Here is a 21,283-nt window from a genome sequence, read left to right as displayed (position 1 = left end):
TTTAAAGGTACTCAAACGTTGCGGTTAGCTGAGCGGTAAAATTACCGGGAGTCACATCACGACCGCTTTTTGCCTGTAACCAGGCGCGAAAATTTAGGCTATTGCTGCCATTATTAAGTACAAAGGTCGCACCAGTAGTACTGTTGATGGCGACAGGTGTGCCGTCGTTTTTTTCCATACCTATACCTACTCCCTGCGCACCCGATGACGCATCCAGCGCCAGAATACCCGGCTGTTCGCTATCTTCTGTGCCGGTCAAGGTTACCTTTACGTTGTATGAGGTTGGCCCCTTACAGTCTTTCAGTTGAAAAACTACAGGCTGGCGGGCCGACTGCCCGGCGACCATTAAATCTTGTGTACTCACCGTAGGAAACTGCACTTCTGCCAGCAATCCTTGTGTCTCTACTGGCGTACAAGTTTTATTCAATAGATTACCGTAAAAATGCAGGTTATCAGCCGCCTGCACCGGCGCTACACAGATCAGCATTAAGCTCCCCAGCAGCGTTGCGAGAACATATTCTTGTGTTTTCATTGGTAATCCACCTGTAGCGTGGCATACGCGGAAAATGCTCCGTCTCCCAACACCGCGCCGCTGGCTTTCACCGGTACCGCCTTGAGCATTGGGGGGCTGGCAGGATCAATACTCAGAGGTTTATCCAGCTCAAACGGACTGCCATTTTGTTGCATTTCAATGCCCAGGTCGGTAACGCTGGTCTGGACCGCCGACGTATTGTAATTGGTAGGTGTCCCCTTCCAGGTCAGTGTCATTTCCCAAACCGCATCTCGAACACCAGAATCACAGGTGATCTCATATGGCACAGTCTGAAGAAAGTTAACACCGTCAATGTCATTAATAAGGATGTCACCAAAATCCACTTCAATGGTTTTCCCGCCGCTAATGGTACAAACAGGCGGTGATATCAGAGTTCCGTGAAAAGTAATGTCCGGTGTAGCTGCCTGTACCACGCTACAGCAACTGCAAATCACAAAAAAAACGAGTCGTTTCATTGATAATCCACCACCATGGTCATACTGGCGTTAAATTCCGATGCCGCGAGTGATACACCGCTCTCTTTTACTGGCACCGCTTTCAGCTTCGGTTGGCTGTTGATGTTGAAAGGCATCCAGTTGTTTTCGCCAATCGGAAACAGCGAATTATCAGCCGCATTTTCAATTCGAATCCCAAATCCAGAAATCCCTGTGCTCAACACTGTTTCGCCATTAATCGTGGTAGTCGCTCCCTTAAACTGCATTTGCAGGTCGTCACTCAGGCTTCCATTACAGTCCAGTTTGTACTCAGCATTCATGCGATAGTTGGTGCCATTGATCTTTTTGATGATCACATCGCCAAACTCCACAGCACTGCCCGTTACCGAACAAGGTGGCGGAGCATCGACCAACACTCGCAATGTCAGCTCAACTGATTTCGAACCTCCACCTACCGCAGGATGGCTCACCACGCAAAAAACCAGCAGCAATTTAACCAGAAACATCTTTCTCATCGGATTCTCCTGGAATCAGCCTTTGCTACTTCGTTCTTCATCAACCTGACAACTGTTGCCATTACAGGTAAAAAAGAGCGGCATACGCGCGCCATAGTCGTTGACATAGGTCAGCACTGGTGTGCTATCCATTTTCACGTTTAACGGGGCGTTGGTTTTGGGCGGCATGACTAACGGCGAGAAACCCGCCGCTGGATTGCCATTTTTCTGCGTACTGGCGTTGCTGATGATGACGTAATACGCCGTTGGGTTATTGACGGTAAATTCCTGGCCGCTGCGGGTTAGGGTCACTTTATGCTGCCAGGGAGTTTGTGTGCTGCTTTTTTCCAGTGCCTTAGGACGCCAGAAAAGTTTGATACGTGTCTGCAGAGCAATTTGCAGCGTGTTAGCTTTATTCGATTTAGGCGGGATCTCGCGAACGTTAAAGTAGAACATCGTTTCGCGATCGGCAGGCAATTTGTGGATATCTGGCAATCCCTGAATTTTCACCTGACCGTTCATCATCGCATCAATACGCTGTACAGGAGGTAAAACAGCTAATGGTGAACTCACCTTGTTACCCTTTTCATCTTCAATCCAGCTTTGCGCCAGGTAAGGAAGTTTAGGATCGTTATTACGTAGGGTAACACTAATAGATTTGTCACTTTCGTTAAAAATCAAACGGGTACGATCGGGCGTCACTGAAGCCTGTGCGTAAAAACTTGCAGCCGCCGCCATCAACGTCAATGTAGTGACGATCTTTTTTGAAGAGATATGTTTAGACATGGATCATTCCTTAATCACGTTATTAATTCGATGAAACAGACATTGGTGGTTCCATTGGTGTCACCTGTTGTGTCTGCTCCTGAATGACGGGCTGAATATCATGTGATATTGCGGGAGCACTTCCCCCAATTTGCTGGCATGGCAACAGCAAGCCATTGAAGAGATCATCCGGTAGCGGGTCCGGCAGACTGATATCGCAGTGGGATTCTCCCTCCCAGGATACCGTCATGCGTTCACCCGGTTTAACGCCCGCCAGATAGACATTCCCTTCATCATCAACCAGACCAACTTGCTGTTTATTAACATTTTTCACTTCCGCACCAAATGGCGGATGACTACCATCCTGCAATCGCAATACCGCCATTGCTTTCTGCCCACTGATCACCGCAAATTTACGATAACCAATGGCACCTTCCGTTAGCGTTGCCTGGACCACCGACTGGGTGGCCTCAGCATTTTCTGGCAGGTTATTCAAATCGATATAAGCCTGATTACGGTAGTAATCGTTAACATCGGCCACTACGGCTTTACCAAACATGTTGGTATAAACAGCGGCACCGTTGCCTTCTACTGGCACATTGGCAACGCCATCGGCATCAATCAGCAAACGCGTGCCGCCCATGTTCTGCGTGCGATGCAGCGCGCCGCCGTGGGCAGTCAGCGTTGCCCCGCCCTGTAAAGAAATACCCGCGGAAGTGTATTGCCCTTCATGATAGTTGGCACTCAGGTCAACTTTTGCCATCGTGCCATCATGGCTGTAATAGCCATCCACACTGGCGTGGTTTTCACTGGTGCCTGCACTCAGCGTATAGTGGCTGGCATCATCAATTCGATGGTACAAACTCGCCTGACTGCTGTCGGCACCGCTGCCATAGTTGCCGTTGTAACTGATGGTGCTGCTGTCGCCCCACGGCAGGCTTAAGGAAAGATAAATACCTTTATCGGCGTTGTTATCGTATTCATAGCGATAACCGGTCAGAGAAACGCTCATGTTTCTGATACTTCCCATATTGAAATAATGAGAAAGCATCATGTTGTAGTTGGTTTGATCCTCGCGGTCCCAGTAGGTGTGGTGGGAATAGTTGAGATAGACCGAAACACGCGCATCCCTGAAGTTCTGGTTGTAAGTGACCGTATACATCTCTTTGTCGTTACCCGTGCGCGCCCGATCGGCGTTGTTGGCATCCAGGTATTCGCTCATGGTCATGTAGTTTTTTTCAGAGAAGCGATATCCGGCAAAGGTCACACGGCTGTTGAGTTCATCAAAATCTTTGGCATAACTGACACGATAAGAGTTACCATCCAGCGTTTTGTTGCCGTATACGCTGTTGTCGTCAAAACGAGTACGGGAGTGGGTAACGTCAAACGCTAACGCGCCGAACAGTGCCAAATCGCGCCCAAGTCCAATTGCTGCTGATTGATAGTTTTCATCCGCTAACGCGCCGCCGTAAAGTGACCAGCCATTGGCGATCCCCCATGACGCTTCGCCTCCTGAGAAGAAACTCCCTTCGACGTGATGATCCCAGTTTTGCGGGCGCCCCATCGACACTTTATATCGCACCTGACCCGGTCGGGTCAGAAACGGCATGGAAGCCGTGCTGACGTCATATTCCTGCACCTGACCGTTTTGTTCTTCGATGCGGACATGCAGCGTGCCAGATACCGAATCACCAATATCCTGAATACGGAACGGGCCTGCGGGGACCTGGGTTTCATAAAGGACGCGTCCCATTTGCGTTACGGTCACTTTCGCAGAGGTATGTGCGACGCCGGAAATATCCGGAGCGTAGCCGCGAAGGTTTGGCGGCAACATTTGATCGTCGGTGCTGATGCTACCGCCAATGTAGCTAAAGCCATCAAAAATATCGGAGTTGAGGTAATCTTCACCCAGCGAAAGTTTGGCTTTTAATGACGGCAAGGCGCGCCAGGCGTAATAACGGCTCCACTCCCAGTTTTTTTGCGTGCCGCTATCGTTAGCATCACCATCATCGTTACTGCGGGTATGCTGATAGTCGCTCTGCCAGTCGGCACGCAGGCGCCACGGGCCAACGTTAACGCCAACCGTACCATTACCACTAATATCGTTAGTATCATCCCCACCCTCTTCATGCCGGGTCTGGGCGTTGATACTGTAATCGGCAATAAGACCGGGAATACCTTCATCCCAACGTGAAGGTGGATCCCATTCACTGTCGGTATATTCAAGATAAGCCTGTGGCAAAGAAATCACGAGAACTGACTGGCTTAAATCACCAGTCATTTCCATGCCATTTAACGGTTCAGTATTCAGACACTGACCATCACGAATCCATTGCAAGTTTTTCGTGATATCTTCTTTAAAGCCTAACTGAGCAACCAGTTCAGGCGGTAAGCAGGCATACGATTTATCAGGATTGTTTTCGACTGCGTACCAGTAGATATCGTATTCATCAGGTAAGGATTGGTTATTTACATGAACCTGTAAATTATATTTACCCGGTTCAACATAACCTTTTTGGGAAAAACGCCCCAAATCAATTTTGGTATTCCCTTTTAACTCCAGAAATCGGGCATCAAACTGAATGGTATCATCTGCCAGGGCATAAAATGGACTTCCGGAAATTGCCAGAGCAATCCACCACGAAAGCCCCCGTAAACGGAGAAAAGAATGTTCGGGCATTTACGTATCCATCCGTAATTATTATATTTTAATTATCTTTTATTTAAAAACCCCATAACTTTACAGTTATGGGGGAATCACATTAGAGATACGTGATCTGGAACGTTGTTAGCGTTTCAAACGGAGCCGGAGTTGGTGTTACCGCAGCAGTTTCACCTACTAACCAGGCTTTAAATTTCAGCGTTTGTTTCTGTTTGCCTTTACCCGTTGAACTGTCCATTGCGATGGCCTGATCGATACCTTTGCCCAGGTCATAGCCTTTACCACGCTGGTCGCCAATCACCAGACTTACGTTTGGAACTTCGGTGCCATTATCCAGGTTAGACAGGGAGTAATTATTTGGATTACCGGAATATGGATTACCGGTAAATGTCGTGGTCATCGTTGTTTCAGTATTGAAATTGCAATCCTGTAAACGAATCTGGAAATCCTTTGGTGTGGTAGTTTTGCCACCCGTTAAAGAACCGGTACCGATGCTCCCCATATCCACTTCCAGCTTATGGTCATCAGGAACAATTGAGCACGGAGAGTCTTCAATTGTGCCGAAAAATCTCACTGTACCGTTGTTCCCTGCGGCTACGACCGATGCTGAAGTCAGCGCCCCCATAAGCATTGCTGTGGCGACGGCTGCTTTTACAAACTTACTCATTATTTGTCCTTAAATCATAAATAATTAAAATGTCAGCCAACTGACATATTAATACTGAATATAATAACTTTCAGTGTAATTTGCAGTGGCTTATAACCCACCATTGAATAGGATTTCTGAGGTCACGTGAGATGATATTCTTTGGCGTGGCGAGCATGTTGATATTATAGAGCGCGTGACACAATTTAAATTTACTAACAACAATATTTAGAAATATTTAAATGATTAACAAAACAAATAACATTTTGAGAATTTCCCTGGAATTACGTGATAAATGACTAAAATATGGTATAAACACATCATGGAGTGAATGATTAAAGAGCAAAAAACAACCAACAACAAATAACACGATTGTATTTTTATTTTTTGCCGATACAATATTAAAACACTATAATTAATATAAAATCAAGACCAAAAAAATATCTCTTTTCTACTCTCTTATTCTGCGTTCACAGTGGTTAACTCTGGAAATAAAATACAAGAAAAGGTAATGAATATTTCTAGATGTAACTTTATGCAAATCGGCGATTAAACGCTAAAAAGATGCCATTTGCATCGTTATTGGGAGAATTTCAATAAGGTATGAACAATTCAGGCCCGATAGCTTGCGCCATCGGGCACTTTACGATCACATCAGATTGCTTTTGCCATTTTCAAATTACACGGGCTCATCTGCCAGTTGAATGTGCCGTTTCCGCTTTCATCAAGCGTTACGCTGGCAATGGCCGAAGTGGTAAACATAGGCGGTGTTTCGCCCGGACATAACTCGGCAACCAGATACCCAACTAACGGTAAGTGAGAGATAACCAGTACCGAAGCGACACCTTCGTTGGTCAGCGCCTGTAAATATGCACTGACCAGCCCTACATCGCCGCAGGGCGTCAACTCCGGCAGAACTTCCACGTTGGAAGGCAGGTTCATACAATCCCCTACTTCCTCCAGTGTTTGCTCGGCTCGCAGGAACGGGCTCACCAGAACACGTTCGACTTCCACTTTTTGACCTTTCAACCAGTTCGCCATCAGGCGAGATTCGTCACAACCGTTAGTGGTCAGAGGACGAACCGAATCACTGGCGGCATCGAGGGCTGCGTCGCCGTGACGCATGATAAAAACTTGCATATTGCACCGCTTTTGTTAACCAGATTCACCCGCCCCGTTCATCTGAGACCAGAGAAACAAGGCGGTGGCCGGCATTGTGCCTTATCCATTCACCGAATGAAACGCTGTTTTTTACCTCAATGGCGCAAGTATAGTCAACATGCGTTTACATTTTGACCACCCTCCGCCATTCAGCGCGGATTCATATAGCTTTGACCCTTTTATTGAGGGTCAGTTGCACTTGTTTTCCAAAAACTTTCCCCGCGCTCGCTCATCTCTAATAGACGCTCGCAAGGGGTAAAACGAGAACCATACTGCGTGGCCAGTCGTTGCATTGTTGCAACGACTTCCCCCGCGCCGAGAGCATCGATATATCGGAACGGGCCACCAAGAAACGGTGGGAAGCCTATTCCAAATACCGCGCCAATATCCCCGTCACGCACACTTCGGATAACCTGCTCGTCCAGACAACGTACTGCTTCATTCAGCATCAACATCACACACCGTTCAGCAACCTGCGGTGCGGAGAGTCGCCCCTGCCCTTGTACACCAATTAGCGGGTAAATGGCGGGATCGACCTGTTTTTTGCTTTTACGCCCTTTTTGGCCATAAAGATAGAAACCTCGGCCATTTTTTCTGCCTTTGCGATCATCATTCAAAATTGAAGAAACAACATTTGCAGGCGCGCTAAAACGTTCTCCATAAGTTGCTTCCAGTACAGGAATAATTTTAGTCCCGGTATCAATTCCTACCTCATCCAAAAGTTGGATTGGCCCCACCGGAAAACCAAATTTCACCAGCGCGGCATCAATGTGCTCTACCCGTTCACCTTCGGTCAGCATGCGGATAGCTTCATTAATGTAAGGCGCTAAAATGCGATTGACGTAAAACCCGGCTTTGTCACGCACGACAATTGGCGTTTTGCCCTGTTTTTTCGCCAGTTTTACCGTAGTGGCGATGGTTTTCGCCGATGTACCCGCATGAGGAATAATCTCCACCAGCGGCATTTTTTCCACCGGACTGAAGAAATGCAGGCCGATAACTTGCTCTGGTCGCGTGGCGTGAGCGGCGATATCGCTAATCGGTAAAGAGGACGTGTTCGAGGCAAAAATGGTATGAGAAGCGCAGTTTTGCTCCACTTCCGCCACCATCTGCTGTTTTAATTCGATATTTTCAAACACCGCTTCAATAATCAGATCGCGATGGGCAAAGCCGCGATAGTCCGTCGTTCCGGAGATTAAAGCCAGTTGCTTGTCGCGTTCGCTGGCTTTGAGATGACGACGGCGCACTTTACTCTCCAGCTGATCCCAACTGTATTTCAGCGCATGATTTATGCCCTGGGCATTGATATCTTTAATTCTTACCGGCAGACCCGCTTTACAGGCAGTAACGTAGGCAATTCCACCGCCCATCAACCCGCCGCCTAAAATCCCCACGCTGTTTAATGGCGCAGGAGGAGCATCACTGCCGGGATCTTTCTTCACTTCAGTACTGGCAAAAAAGATATTGCGCAGCGCCTGCGATTGCGGCGTCATCGCCAGTTCACCAAACGCCCGAGCTTCGGCGTCATAGCCACTGCTGGTCCCCTGCGCTAAACCGGTTTCAATAACGTCAAGAATGCGTTTTGTCGCCGGATAGTTACCCTGAGTTTTTTGCTCTGTTTTCTTGCCTACCATTTTGAACAACAATGCACGACCTAACGGCCCCGCCAGAATACGCTCGCGTACAGGTAGAGGGCGGGAAGATGGACGATCCTGCTTTGCCAGCTCAACAGCGGCTTCCAGCAAAATGGAGTGCGGAACGACGTCATCCACCAGCCCCAACTTTAATGCCTGTTTCGCCCGAAGTTGTTTTCCGGTGAGGATCATCTCTAATGCTGTGCTGACACCTGTCAGGCGTGGCAAACGCTGAGTTCCGCCTGAACCTGGCAATAATCCAAGCTGAACCTCCGGCAAACCGAGCACAGTTTTAGGATCGTCAGTACAGACACGGCCATGACATGCCAGCGCCAGCTCCAGCCCGCCCCCCAGGCAAGCGCCGTGAATAGCGGCAATAACCGGAACAGGCAGAGCATGAATCTCCGCCATCAACTGTTGGCCCTGCCGCGCCAGTGCTTCCGCTTCTTGCGCCGTTTTGCAGTTACCGATCATGTTGATGTCTGCGCCAGCAATGAAGTTGTCTGGTTTAGCGGAGACAAACACCACGCCGCGCAACTCTTTGTTTTCACGGAGTTGCTTAATAATGGCGCGCACCTGCGAGGCAAATTCCGCCTTCAGGGTATTCATTTTCTCGCCCGGAACATCAATGGTGATAACGGCAATGTTGTCCAGACGGACATTGAGGGTAAACGCTGATGCCATTTCCATTATTCCGCCTCCACAACCATTGCCGCGCCAAGCCCACCTGCGGCACAGGCAGTCACCAAACCAAACCCACCGCCGCGACGCCGCAGTTCATGTAAGGTCTGAGTAATCATCCGCGCGCCGGTAGCCGCGAAGGGATGGCCATAAGCAATCGAGCCGCCAAGCACGTTAAATTTGCTATCGTCAACTTCGCCAGTGGCATGTGCACGCCCCAGTACGTCGCGAGCAAAACGTTCGCTGCCAAGCAACTGAATATTGGCCAGCGTCTGGGCGGCAAACGCTTCGTGCATATCAATCAACGTCAGATCGGCCATTGTCAAACCAGCACGTTCCAGCGCCAGCGGTGTTGACCAGGCCGGACCGAGCAGCATGTCCTGCCAGACATCTATAGCGGTAAATGCGTAGCTGCGCAGATATCCCAGCGGCACCAGCCTAATTCTTTCGCCCGGGATTCAGTCATCAGGATCACCGCTGCCGCGCCATCGGTCAGCGGCGTACTGTTTGCCGCCGTTACCGTCCCGTGTTTGCGATCAAACGCCGGGCGCAGCTTTGCGTAATCGGCAAGCGTGGAATTGCCGCGAATATTATTATCTTCCGCAAGAGGCTGTTTATAAGGCGGGATATAAGCGGTCATGACTTCTTCTTTTAATTTACCTTCTGACCACGCCTGGGCGGCACGTTGATGCGAACGGTGGGCCAACGCATCTTGCTGTTCACGGGTGATGCCGTATGTTTTCGCCATTTGTTCGGCGGTGTCGCCCATCCGTAATCCAGTGGAGTATTCCGCTACTGCCGGAGGCACCGGCATTAAGTCACGCAAACGTAAGCGAGAAAAAAGTTTCAGGCGCTGACTCATGGTTCGAGCTTTGTTGGCATCAACCAGCACGCGCGCCAGTTTTTTACTGACGCCAATTGGCAATACGGAAGAGGAATCTGCCCCGCCGGCAATCCCCGCTCGAATAGTTCCCGCCATCAGGCTTTCTGCAACGTTTGCAACCGCCTGGAAACTGGTAGCGCAAGCGCGGCTGACGCTGTAAGCATCGGTATGCACATTCATTCCAGTACCGAGAACAATTTCACGCGCAATGTTGGGCGCTTCCGGCATTTGCACAACCTGACCAAATACCAGTTGTTCAATCACTTCGGCGGGGATCTCACTACGAGCAAGCAGTTCTCCGACAACCATCTTCCCCAAATCAACTGCGGGAATGCCATGAAAAGCCGTCGCCTGGCGAGCAAAAGGCGTGCGTAATCCGCTAACAATGGCGATACGATCGCCCTGGCGGGTAACCAGCGGTAAAACCTGACCCATAACACTCCCCTGTAAAAAAATATATAAAGTGGTCTGACCTGATCATAGTCTTAACCATTTTTTTACATTTAGCCAAGTGGAGAAAAGGGAAAGTGGGAGCTATGACACAGAGAGAAAAGAAGAAGAGAAAACAAAACGCCCCTGCCAGCAAACTGGCAGGGCGTACGTACCCGAGAGGAATTAACGCAGACCCAGCTGGAAGATCAGCATTTCAGCTTCGCAGGCAAAAGTGAAATCGATATCCAGGCGCACACCGTCAGACTCTTCAGTGAAAGTCGGGGTGATTTTGCACGGTTCGGATTCCACGCTACGGGCTTTTTCAGTCAGCGCCGCCAGCGTTTGTTCTGCTTCTGCGCGGTTTGCAAACACGCGGCTGTAAGACGCGGTGCAGTCGGAGTTGTCCATAATGGTGCCAACATCCATACAGCAGCAAACCGGGGTTTCATCAGCACTACATTTACTCATCGTTGATTTCCTCTGTATGTGCACCTAAGGTGCCAGATAAACGTTGCGGATATTTTACGCTTCTGAAAAGTGCCACTCCAGTTGTTAATTCTGCAAAATCGGATAAGTGACCGAAATCACACTTAAAAATGATCTAAAACAAAATTCACCCAAATCTATGAGTGCGCTACCTCCAAATTTTGCCAGCTGGATCGCTTTTCTTAGATCATATTTGAAAAAACATAGAAACATACTTGCAACATTCCATCTGGTCCGACCTATACTCTCGCCACTGGTCTGATTTCTAAGATGTACATCAGACCCTACACTTCGCGCTCCTGTTACAGCACGTAACATAGTTTGTATAAAAATAAATTATTGAGGTTATGGTCATGAGCCAGAAAACCCTGTTTACAAAGTCTGCTCTCGCAGTCGCAGTGGCACTTATCTCCACCCAGGCCTGGTCGGCAGGCTTTCAGCTAAACGAATTTTCTTCCTCAGGCCTGGGCCGGGCTTATTCAGGGGAAGGCGCAATTGCCGATGATGCCGGTAACGTCAGCCGTAACCCCGCGTTGATTACCATGTTTGACCGCCCAACTTTTTCAGCGGGCGCGGTTTATATTGATCCGGATGTAGATATTACCGGACATTCTAATTTAACCGGTCAGAGTGCAAATGCTAAAAATATCGCGCCGACAGCGTGGGTACCTAACCTGCACTTTGTCGCGCCTATTAACGATCAGTTTGGTTGGGGAGCGTCAATAACTTCCAACTACGGCCTGGCTACGGAATTTACCGATAACTACGCGGCTGGTATCTATGGCGGTAAAACCGATCTGCAGACAATCAACCTTAACCTTAGCGGGGCTTATCGCCTTAACAATAGCTGGAGTTTTGGTCTTGGTTTTGATGCTGTTTACGCCAAGGCAAAAATTGAGCGTTACGCAGGTTCGCTGGGGCCTTTGTTGTCTCAACAGCTGATTGCCCAAGGTGTACCCGCTTCATTAACCAATGGTATTAATACTCCGGACTCTCAAATTGCTCATCTGAAAGGTGACGAATGGGGCTTTGGCTGGAACGCGGGTATTCTTTATGAACTGGATAAAGATAACCGTTGGGGCCTGACATATCGTTCAGAAGTTAAAATCGACTTCGAAGGGGATTACAAAAGCTCCATTAACCCAAATCTGAACAATATTTTGGGTAACATGGGCTTACCATATGGCACGATGGGTGCAACCCAAAATGGGTCCCTGACGCTGAATTTACCTGAGATGTGGGAGATTTCTGGTTATAACCGTGTTGCGCCGCAGTGGGCAATTCACTACAGCATGGCCTATACCAGTTGGAGCCAGTTCCAGGAACTGAAAGCGAAAGGCGATAGTGGTCAGACTCTGTTCTACAAAGATGAAGGATTCCGGGACGCATATCGTATCGCGTTGGGTACAACCTACTATTACGATAAAAACTGGACCTTCCGTACCGGTATCGCTTATGACGACAGCCCGGTTCCGGCAGATAAACGTTCTATTTCCATTCCTGACCAGGATCGTTTGTGGTTAAGTGCTGGGTTAACCTACGCATTTAATGAAGATGCATCCATTGACGTTGGCGCATCTTATATGCATGGTCAGAAAGTGAAATTCACCGAAGGTGAAGGAGCGGCAGCTTATTCCTTCGAATCTGAAGGTAAAGCCTGGCTGTTCGGTACTAACTTTAACTACGCGTTCTAATAACACGTTAGTTTAATAACAAAAAAGGTGAGTTTTTCAACTCACCTTTTTTATTGGCTTCTTATTCAGAATCGATATCTTTTAAATCATCCTGAATCGCTTGCGCGTTCGGGTTTTCCTGCGGTTTGAGCTCTCCGCCATTGGCGATGAAATCATGACGCTGGAAGTACGCCTCGCGCACCATGACGTAAGGATCGGACGACTGACGAAGCAGGCCATCAGAATCCAGCAGTTGCGCACGCGTTTCGATACCTTCAAGTGTCCATTTACCTACCGACATCGGCCAGGTCAACCACGAAAGTACTGGATAGAGGCCATCAGCCATATCACCGCCGTCATCACGCAGCGTGAAGCTACCGTAGAACGGTAACTGAACATAAGGCCCATACCCCACGCCATAGTGACCGAGCGTGCTACCAAAACGGTGAGGTTCCGTTCGTTGCAGTTTCGGATTCGCCATCCCTGCAACATCAATAAAACCGCCCATCCCCAAAATAGTGTTCAGGAAAAAGCGGGTAAAGTGGACCATCCCCTGATAAGGGTCGCCCTGCAGGAAGTAGTTAACCATCACTGCAGGTTCTTCAAGGTTGCCAGTAAAGTTGCTTAACCCATTACGTGCCGGTTGCGGAACATAATCACGCCACACGACAGCCACCGGTCGAACCACATACGGGTCTAACACATTGAAGTTAAAATTGTACATGGTGCGGTTGAACCCTTCTAACGGGTCAGAACGCCCTTGCTGATCTGTTCCGGAACTCGCACACCCCACCAGAAGCGTAGTTCCCAGAGCAAGCGCCGACAGGCGAAGCTTCATAAATGTCTCCCTGTTTTTTTTATGGCTTATGCAGTTTGCCATCCATGACGGAACGATACCGTATCCGCCTGTTTAGGTGTGGGCGATTGTAACAGCACGTCAAATGATGTCCATACGCCCTGTTTTGCTGATTTGATCATAGCCTGGTAATCACCGCCCTGTAGGCTACTTGATTCTATAGAAACAGAAAAAGGCAAACGTTGCCTTTTATTCATTTTCAGAGTAACTCCCGCCAGTTGCGAGCAAAAAAGCCGCTACGCTTTAGCTATACGTGCTAATCAAGAGAACTCACCATGGATAACGATAAAATTGATAAACACAGTGACGAAATTGAAGTCGAGAGTGAAGAAAAAGAGCGCGGAAAAAAAATTGAAATAGATGAAGACCGGCTCCCTTCCCGGGCAATGGCTATCCACGAACATATTCGTCAGGACGGCGAAAAAGAGCTGGAGCGCGACGCAATGGCGCTACTGTGGTCAGCTATTGCAGCAGGTCTGTCGATGGGGGCGTCGCTACTGGCAAAAGGGATCTTTCGTGTCGAACTGGAAGGCGTGCCGGGGAGTTTCTTGCTGGAGAATCTCGGTTATACCTTTGGTTTTATTATCGTTATTATGGCACGCCAGCAATTATTCACCGAGAATACAGTTACTGCGGTACTGCCCGTAATGCAAAAACCGACAATGGGCAATGTTGGTTTATTGCTGCGACTTTGGGGCGTTGTTCTGTTAGGTAATATTCTGGGAACGGGTATTGCGGCGTGGGCTTTTGAGTATATGCCTATTTTTGATGAAGAAACCCGCGATGCGTTTGTCAAAATCGGCATGGATGTGATGAAGAACTCGCCCAGCGAGATGTTTGCCAATGCGATCATTTCCGGCTGGCTAATAGCTACTATGGTATGGATGTTTCCGGCGGCGGGTGCGGCAAAAATAGTAGTGATTATTTTGATGACCTGGCTTATCGCCCTGGGAGACACCACTCATATCGTTGTCGGTTCCGTAGAGATCCTCTATCTGGTATTTAACGGCACACTACACTGGAGCGATTTTGTCTGGCCATTTGCGCTTCCCACTCTGGCGGGAAACATCTGTGGCGGCACCTTTATCTTCGCGTTGATGAGTCATGCGCAAATTCGCAACGACATGAGCAATAAGCGAAAAGAAGAAGCACGTCAGAAAGCAGAACGTGCGGAAAACATTAAGAAAAATGATAAAAATCCGGCATGAGTGGCGAGCGTTTAAGCAATCGAGCGGCAGTGTACTTACCCCGCAGTCCATTAGCGGGTATACTCATGCCGCGCTGTCCTCTTAGTTAAATGGATATAACGAGCCCCTCCTAAGGGCTAATTGCAGGTTCGATTCCTGCAGGGGACACCAGTTATCAGTTCGCCCATCCGTACCAGTCCGCAAAATCCCTTGAATATCAAGCCTTCCGAATCCACCGTTCGTCATGGTCCGAGTCAGATCGTAACAGCCGCACTCCATGACGGGTAAAAAGTGGATAAAGTTATTTTACCCACCGGATTTTTACCCATGCATACCGTTAAACAGATTGAAGCAGCAAAGCCGAAAGAAAAACTGAGGAGGCTGCCCATCGCACTCTTTATCCTTGCTTGCCGCAAGTTGGCAGAAGTCAGCAACGCGAACGTGATGGACGCTGCTGTCCAGGTGTTTCGCATACATGTCAAAACACCTTCGACGGGCAGTGCTTACATATCACTGCCCGTTACTTCTGCACGGCCTGTCAGATCACGTAGGCCGTGGTGACGTTTTCAACCCACAGAGGCGGATTAACGAGTTAATGTTCTTCAGCCTTTCAGCACTCAACCTTGAGGATCATCCTGGCTTAGTGATCTCGCTTCAATCCCTGTTGTCAGCGGGTTACATCACCCTGCGGGCATGCCGCAGGTCACTGCCGCTCAGGTTCTCCCCCATCACCCCCGGTGGGATTGTTGGGTTTCTCATCGTGAGTTATCGATTCAATATTCCAGACAGACTCGTGGTTTATTTGAGCCTCCATGCTCGCCCTGAACTCCGGGCACACTATACGTTACGTCGCCACATCACACTTAATTTGGCTCTGTCACGGCGAACTGCCGTTCAAGATAGTTAGGGATAGCAACATGTTCATGACCGACTCGCCTGTACCGGTGAGTCGGCTGCTGGCAACTGACCAGTCCCAACTCTTTCATAAGTCTGCCAGCAAGCCAGCGCCCCATCTGATAGCCTCTCTGGGTTGCCATTGTGGCGATGCTTCTTGCTCCTGCCGAACCGTAGCTGATGCTATGTAGCTCAGTACCTGACTGCGTAATACAGCCCGTCTGCCGCCTGGTTTTCCAGAACGGTTTTTCCAGTATTTGTAGCTACTGCGATGAACCCCGAACACGTGGCAGAGAGTGACCACAGGATAACGCGCCCTGAGTTTCCCGATTATCGAGAACTGTTAAGATAGTCCGACATCAAGAGCACGGTAGCCTTTTTTAATATTTCGTTTTCCATTTCAATTCGTTGTATCTTTTTCTTTAGCTCACGTATTTCGATTTGTTCCGGAGTTATTGGGGAGGCTTTTGGTGTTTTTCCCTGACGCTATCACGCAGTTGTTTGCCCCATCTTGTCATTGTGGAAAGGCCGACATCCATAGCTTTGGCGGCATCTGCCACCGTTTAGTTCTGGACAACAACCAGTTGAGCGGATTCGCGTTTGAATTCAGGACTAGATTTTCGGCTTTTCATTTGTGCACCTGTATTGTTCTGAGGTGAGCATATCACCTCTGTTCAGATGAACAAATTAAATAAACCACTAAAATTCACAATAGACTTCCATTCATCTAACGAATTAAGTATTATCCCAATATTAAGGATAATCTAAAAATATAACCGCAGTTAAATTTTTGTACGCCCAAACTTACCAACATTAATGCTTATCAACATTAATACTTATCAACGTTAATACTTATAAACATTAATACTTACCAATATTAATACTTCTAGTTTTAACGTATTTTCGGAGGTTTCGATTATGGGGAGTAAAAATATTGCAATCGCAGGAGGCGGTTTTTTTGGTTTGTATCTGGCAGAACAACTTGCATTGAAGGGTTGTAAAGTTACAGTTTATGAGAAAAGTCAAGAACTCATGTCCCGAGCATCCTATGTTAATCAGGCTCGAGTGCACAATGGCTATCATTATCCACGCAGCATCTTGACAGCGTTACGCTCTCGTATCTCTTTCCCCCGCTTTGTTACTGAATTTCGCGACTGCATTGAAGATGATTTTGCCAAATATTACCTTGTTGCAGGTGCGTTAAGTAAAATAACAGGTGCACAATTTAGCCGATTTTGTCAACGTATAGGTGCTGAATGTGAAGATGCTCCTCCGTCAGTGAAACGTTTGATTAATCCTGTACTTATCGATGCGGTGTTTACTACCCGTGAGTATGCATTTGATTCCCATAAGCTGCGTAATATAATGCTACAACGGCTTTCAGCGGCAAAAGTTACTATTGTAACGGACGCGGTTGTTGAAAAAGTTAGCAAATCTGGTGAGGGGTTAGAGGTAATCACAACAATATCTGGACAACCAGATATTAGCTATGTTGATCATCTTTTCAATTGTACTTATTCAAGAATTAATTATCTCTTGAATGGTTCTGAGCTTACATTAATTCCCCTTCGTCATGAAATGACGGAAATGTGCCTTGTAACTGTTCCAGATGAGCTAAAAAAAATGGGGTTAACACTAATGTGTGGTCCATTTTTTTCTGTTATGCCATTCCCACCAGCTCAACTACATTCCTTCAGCCATGTTCGATACACACCCCATTACCAATGGAATGACAGACCAAATGAACCTTACGAGGATGCATATAGAAAGTATGAACTGAATGAACGGCATTCGGCCTGGGGGCATATGATAAGAGATGCCACGCGTTATATCCCTTGTTTGAGTGAATGCCAATATCAAAGCTCTATCTGGGAAGTAAAAACAATCCTTCCACGAAGTGATAGCGATGATTCTCGCCCAATTTTATTTCGCCCGAATTATATATTGAAGGGGCTTCACTGCGTGATGGGTGGGAAAATTGACAATATTTATGATGCTCTACATGAAATAGAACGCGTGATCGAGTTGAGTTGATAAAAATGAAAAGTGAATCTTTTGTATCAGTCGTTATTGTCATTCCAGACCACTTGAATGATATCTATACTCCTTTATCTAAACTAGCCTCACTTCTGGATACGCTATACAGTGATTACGAATTAGTCGTTATAGCACCGGGGTTAGACAATACTAGTGCACAGGTAGAAGATCGTGTGTTGAAGGATATTCCTTGTGTACGAATAATCCAGCTATCCACTCCCGTATTTCATGATGTTGCGTTAGCGGCTGGATTAGAAAGTGCTATCGGTGATTTTGTTGTTTTATGGAATCCACTGGCCGATCCGGTAGAAGTCGTACCTCAAAGTGTTAACAAATGTCGTGAAGGTGCCGATGTCGTAATTGGTGTCTCGAATAGCGTTCGTTCACTACGTTATCGGATACTTCGTCGACTCATGAATGTTGCATTGCGCACCATAGATTATGAGATTCCTTCTAACTCAACGGGGTTACGTTGTTTAAGCCGTCGCGCTGTAAATGCCGTTACTCGAATCGGGCGATTTCACCACCAATTCTATCTTCGTATTCACAAAACCGGCTATCCAGCCGAAGCCCTCATCTACAAACCTCTAAAACAATCAGAGGGCGCCGGGGTAGTAAAATCATTGCATCGATTGATGCACTTGGTAATATTTAACTCCACGAAGCCGCTACGTTGGATGTCTATTCTCGGTTTCGGCGGAAGTCTTGCAGGTTTTCTATTTGCTTGTTATAGCGTGTTGATCCATCTGTTCAGTGGACTTGTTGTTGAAGGCTGGACAACGTCTATATTAGTTGTAACTTCATTATTTATAATTCAGTTCGTCATGATGGCTTTTTTTGGCGAGTATTTGGGACGCCTGCTGGATGAAAGCAACTCACAGGCAGAGTATGCAGTGGTTTATGAACGAACAAGTGAGGTCATGGTTAATACCGATAGGTTTAATGTTATGCACACTTCTCTGTCACCAGAGTCTAATTATGTACAAACTGGTCGTGATGGTTTAACACCACAGGCTATGGGGGAAGAATGGACGCATTGATTGGATATTCCGGTTTTGTCGGTACAACTTTATTAAGACAACGTCGTTTCGATGCACTATATCGCTCAACCAACATCGACGAAATTTTTGGAAAAACATTTGATACTGTAGTTTGTGCCGCTGCCCCTGCACAAAAATGGCTTGCAAATAAAGACCCTGCCGACGACATAAAAAAAAATCAATAACCTAATTGAAAAATTAAAAACCATATCTTGTCAAAAATTTATTTTGATTAGTACTGTGGATATTTTTAAAGTTCCAGTTAATGTTGATGAGACTACATCAATCGAAACAGAAGGATTACATGCTTACGGTGCACACAGATATTATTTAGAACAATTTGTTAGCAAACAATTCCCTGACAATCTAATTATACGATTACCAGGCCTCGTTGGGCCAGGTCTCAAAAAAAACATTATCTATGATTTTTTGCATAAAAATAATATTTTACAAATTGAAAGTCGTAGTGTTTTTCAATTTTACCCGATGATCAACTTGTGGTATGACATTAACATTGCGCTACAACATAAATTATCACTGGTACATTTGACTGCGGCACCAATAAGCGTCGCTGATATAGCACAACATAGTTTTGGCTTCGAGTTTTGCAATCACATTCAGGATAAACCTGGATATTACGATATGAAAAGTTGCCATAGCCACCTATTTACTAACGATCATGACTATCAGTATAACCGTCGTGAATCATTGATGGCAATACGCGCTTATGCACAATCTGAAATAGGCAGTAATTAAAATGAGACTTTCACTCTCAGGTTTGGCCTGGAATATAACCGATGATGATTCTATCTGTCACCTACTACATTCCAGACAGATTGATGCAATAGATATTGTCCCTGGGAAATACTTCCCTAATCCGTTAGATGCTAGTGAACGCGAAATATTTGCCGTTCGTAATTACTGGCATGACAATGGAATTTCATTAGTTGGTATGCAATCATTATTATTTGGAACCCAAGGGTTAAATCTTTTTTCAACCAACGAAGTACAAAAAAAAAATGTTGGTTCACTTACAGGCTATCAGTCGTATTGCTGCTGGTTTAGGAATTCCAGCATTAGTGTTTGGATCACCTAAAAACCGCGACCGAAAGGGATTATCAGATAGTATCACTCTTGAAACTGCAATAAATTTCTTTAATCATCTTGGTGATATTGCGCGGCAAGAAGGCGTTTATTTTTGCCTTGAACCTAACCCAGTCTGTTACGGGGCAAACTTTATGATTGACAGTGCTGAAACTGCTTTTGTTGTTCGGCAAGTAAATCACCCAGCAATTAAAATGCAGCTGGATACTGGGGCCATCATAATTAACAAAGAAAATATTAATGATATCCTTCAGCAAGACGCTGACATTATAGGTCATATTCATCTCAGTGAACCAGATCTGGCTCCTTTAGGCTGTAGTGGTGCGAACCATACACATATTGCTAATGCTCTCTATCACGCATTACCGAACTCTATTGCAACAATCGAAATGCTCGATCCCCAAAATAAACATTCGCTTTCCTCTATTGAGGATGCTCTTAATTTCGCAATTTCTCATTATCGCCAGTAGAAAGGGGGAATAGCATGAAGTGGCTCATTTTAATTCTTGGCATATTTTCTAATGCCTCGGCCAGTGTTCTTATAAAATTAGCAATAACCCCTCCCAGAAGGCTCCCAAGTCTGGCTGAACCTCTTGCCGCGCTTGCAAATTGGCCATTATGGTTAGGGATATTTCTATATGGAATTGCCTTTTTGTTATATGCTGTTACACTGGCATTTTTACCTTTGAATGTAGCACACCCAATACTGACATCTGGTGCAATTGCCTGTGTCGCATTATTCTCTGTCATTATTTTCCGCGAGCCAGTTTACTGGTCTACCATTACTGGAATTCTGTTGGTGATGAGTGGTGTCGCCCTTATTACCCTTAAAGTTAAGTAAACATTATGACTGAATTCATATCTCAAACACTTCGCGTCAAATGGCAAGTCCCTGCCTACGAAAACCAAATGTGGCTTGGTAGAAAACACAATTATTGCGTCGTTATCCCCGTAATTAACGAAGGCAATCGTATACATAACCTATTAGCAAGAATGGCTGCCATAAATGTATCAACTTATGCAGATATAATTATTGTTGATGGTGGTAGCACCGATGGTTCTCTGAATCCCAATATCCTACAGGAAAAAGGCGTTCGTGGTCTAATACTGAAAACAGCACCGGGTAAGCTAAGCGCACAGCTAAGATGTGCCTATGCTTTTGCTCTTGAGCGAGGTTATGAAGGCATTGTGACTATTGATGGAAATGACAAAGATGATCCTGTGGCTATTCCACAATTTATCACAGCTCTAAAAAATGGTGTACATTTCGTCCAGGCGTCTCGTTTCCTTAATGGTGGTTTAGCAGAAAATACTCCTCTCACCCGAGATATTGCAATACGTTTTATCCATGCGCCTATGCTTAGTTTCTTTTCAGGATTTAAATGGACAGATACCACTCAAGGATTTAGGGGTTATAGTAGTAAAATGCTGCTTGACGAGCGTGTTGCACCGTTCCGAGATATTTTCTCATCTTATGAACTACTGGCATATCTTTCATACCGAGTCCCACAACTTGGTTATCGTTGCTTAGAAATTCCGACCATTCGTCGTTATCCTAAAGGTGAAATACCTACAAAAATAAATGGAATCAAAGGAAATTTTTCCGTATTGATTGTCTTATTTAAAGCGTGTTTTGGATTTTATAATCAGAGAAAATGAAA

At 46.5% G+C, this 21,283-nt stretch carries 20 protein-coding genes, 1 tRNA gene and 2 pseudogenes; 10 read left to right on the top strand and 13 right to left on the bottom strand.

Features of this window, described 5'->3' with window-relative positions:
• Position 1 precedes the first annotated feature (1 nt).
• The 10 genes and pseudogenes from AACU94_RS04340 to AACU94_RS04295 all read right to left on the bottom strand — a co-directional run bounded on the left by AACU94_RS04340 (position 2) and on the right by AACU94_RS04295 (position 10,813).
• Positions 2–487 (bottom strand): fimbrial protein, encoded by a 486-nt coding sequence (locus tag AACU94_RS04340; RefSeq protein WP_130217206.1) that lies wholly within the window; start codon positions 485–487, stop codon positions 2–4.
• A gap of 41 nt (positions 488–528) precedes the next feature.
• Positions 529–1,008, bottom strand: a complete 480-nt coding sequence (locus AACU94_RS04335) for a fimbrial protein (RefSeq protein WP_130216919.1) — start codon at positions 1,006–1,008, stop codon at positions 529–531.
• Positions 1,005–1,502, bottom strand: coding sequence for a fimbrial protein (locus tag AACU94_RS04330; protein ID WP_130216917.1), 498 nt, complete (start codon positions 1,500–1,502; stop codon positions 1,005–1,007). The genes AACU94_RS04335 and AACU94_RS04330 overlap by 4 nt, the downstream gene beginning before the upstream one ends.
• Before the next feature lie 15 nt (positions 1,503–1,517).
• Entirely contained in the window at positions 1,518–2,267 is a 750-nt protein-coding gene (locus AACU94_RS04325; protein WP_135488983.1) for a fimbria/pilus periplasmic chaperone, read from the bottom strand.
• A gap of 22 nt (positions 2,268–2,289) precedes the next feature.
• Entirely contained in the window at positions 2,290–4,926 is a 2,637-nt protein-coding gene (locus tag AACU94_RS04320) for a fimbrial biogenesis outer membrane usher protein (protein ID WP_130221959.1), read from the bottom strand.
• Positions 4,927–5,008: 82 nt separating this feature from the next.
• Positions 5,009–5,575 carry a fimbrial protein gene (locus AACU94_RS04315; protein ID WP_135488982.1) on the bottom strand — a complete coding sequence of 189 codons (567 nt, stop codon included), beginning with the start codon at positions 5,573–5,575 and terminating at the stop codon, positions 5,009–5,011.
• Positions 5,576–6,208: 633 nt separating this feature from the next.
• Positions 6,209–6,694 carry a phosphohistidine phosphatase SixA gene (sixA, locus tag AACU94_RS04310; protein WP_130207294.1) on the bottom strand — a complete coding sequence of 162 codons (486 nt, stop codon included), beginning with the start codon at positions 6,692–6,694 and terminating at the stop codon, positions 6,209–6,211.
• A gap of 200 nt (positions 6,695–6,894) precedes the next feature.
• On the bottom strand, positions 6,895–9,039 hold the full coding sequence (gene fadJ, locus AACU94_RS04305) for a fatty acid oxidation complex subunit alpha FadJ (RefSeq protein ID WP_135488981.1): 2,145 nt from the start codon (positions 9,037–9,039) through the stop codon (positions 6,895–6,897).
• A pseudogene (gene fadI, locus AACU94_RS04300) lies at positions 9,039–10,348 on the bottom strand (acetyl-CoA C-acyltransferase FadI). Before fadI ends, fadJ begins: the two are co-directional and overlap by 1 nt.
• A gap of 180 nt (positions 10,349–10,528) precedes the next feature.
• Entirely contained in the window at positions 10,529–10,813 is a 285-nt protein-coding gene (locus tag AACU94_RS04295; RefSeq protein WP_001296261.1) for a YfcZ/YiiS family protein, read from the bottom strand.
• Positions 10,814–11,184: 371 nt separating this feature from the next.
• On the opposite strand from AACU94_RS04295, the gene fadL reads away from it, so the two are divergent.
• Positions 11,185–12,525 carry a long-chain fatty acid transporter FadL gene (gene fadL, locus AACU94_RS04290; protein ID WP_024212665.1) on the top strand — a complete coding sequence of 447 codons (1,341 nt, stop codon included), beginning with the start codon at positions 11,185–11,187 and terminating at the stop codon, positions 12,523–12,525.
• 61 nt (positions 12,526–12,586) lie between these two features.
• On the opposite strand, the gene mlaA is transcribed toward fadL, so the two are convergent.
• Both mlaA and AACU94_RS04280 read right to left on the bottom strand, forming a co-directional pair.
• Positions 12,587–13,342, bottom strand: a complete 756-nt coding sequence (mlaA, locus tag AACU94_RS04285; RefSeq protein ID WP_130207304.1) for a phospholipid-binding lipoprotein MlaA — start codon at positions 13,340–13,342, stop codon at positions 12,587–12,589.
• Positions 13,343–13,368: 26 nt separating this feature from the next.
• A complete protein-coding gene (locus AACU94_RS04280) occupies positions 13,369–13,557 on the bottom strand; it encodes a hypothetical protein (protein WP_130207306.1) in 189 nt (62 codons plus the stop codon).
• A gap of 78 nt (positions 13,558–13,635) precedes the next feature.
• On the opposite strand from AACU94_RS04280, the gene AACU94_RS04275 reads away from it, so the two are divergent.
• Positions 13,636–14,568 (top strand): formate/nitrite transporter family protein, encoded by a 933-nt coding sequence (locus AACU94_RS04275; RefSeq protein WP_130216903.1) that lies wholly within the window; start codon positions 13,636–13,638, stop codon positions 14,566–14,568.
• 75 nt (positions 14,569–14,643) lie between these two features.
• Positions 14,644–14,718, top strand: a tRNA-Arg gene (locus AACU94_RS04270).
• 695 nt (positions 14,719–15,413) lie between these two features.
• On the opposite strand, the pseudogene AACU94_RS04265 reads toward AACU94_RS04270, so the two are convergent.
• Positions 15,414–16,073 (bottom strand): annotated as a pseudogene (locus AACU94_RS04265) (transposase); the annotation flags it as partial.
• Positions 16,074–16,359: 286 nt separating this feature from the next.
• Between AACU94_RS04265 and AACU94_RS04260 the strand changes: the two are divergent.
• From AACU94_RS04260 to AACU94_RS04230, 7 genes are all read left to right on the top strand, one after another.
• Positions 16,360–17,475 carry an FAD-dependent oxidoreductase gene (locus AACU94_RS04260; RefSeq protein ID WP_135488980.1) on the top strand — a complete coding sequence of 372 codons (1,116 nt, stop codon included), beginning with the start codon at positions 16,360–16,362 and terminating at the stop codon, positions 17,473–17,475.
• A 5-nt stretch (positions 17,476–17,480) separates the two neighbouring features.
• Positions 17,481–18,518 (top strand): glycosyl transferase family 2, encoded by a 1,038-nt coding sequence (locus AACU94_RS04255; RefSeq protein ID WP_130216897.1) that lies wholly within the window; start codon positions 17,481–17,483, stop codon positions 18,516–18,518.
• Positions 18,506–18,703, top strand: a complete 198-nt coding sequence (locus tag AACU94_RS04250) for a hypothetical protein (protein ID WP_240726031.1) — start codon at positions 18,506–18,508, stop codon at positions 18,701–18,703. The genes AACU94_RS04255 and AACU94_RS04250 overlap by 13 nt, the downstream gene beginning before the upstream one ends.
• A 55-nt stretch (positions 18,704–18,758) precedes the next feature.
• Positions 18,759–19,274, top strand: coding sequence for a hypothetical protein (locus AACU94_RS04245; protein ID WP_240726431.1), 516 nt, complete (start codon positions 18,759–18,761; stop codon positions 19,272–19,274).
• Between the two features lie 263 nt (positions 19,275–19,537).
• Positions 19,538–20,092, top strand: coding sequence for a sugar phosphate isomerase/epimerase family protein (locus AACU94_RS04240; RefSeq protein WP_240726030.1), 555 nt, complete (start codon positions 19,538–19,540; stop codon positions 20,090–20,092).
• A 14-nt stretch (positions 20,093–20,106) separates the two neighbouring features.
• On the top strand, positions 20,107–20,463 hold the full coding sequence (locus AACU94_RS04235) for a DMT family transporter (protein WP_130216894.1): 357 nt from the start codon (positions 20,107–20,109) through the stop codon (positions 20,461–20,463).
• A 5-nt stretch (positions 20,464–20,468) separates the two neighbouring features.
• On the top strand, positions 20,469–21,281 hold the full coding sequence (locus AACU94_RS04230) for a glycosyltransferase family 2 protein (protein ID WP_130216893.1): 813 nt from the start codon (positions 20,469–20,471) through the stop codon (positions 21,279–21,281).
• The last annotated feature ends 2 nt before the right edge of the window (positions 21,282–21,283 follow it).

The organism is Escherichia sp. E4702, from assembly GCF_963883545.1.
Lineage (GTDB): Bacteria > Pseudomonadota > Gammaproteobacteria > Enterobacterales > Enterobacteriaceae > Escherichia.
The sequence above is the reverse complement of the archived record's forward strand: the minus strand, read 5'-3'. Positions and strand labels throughout refer to the sequence as shown.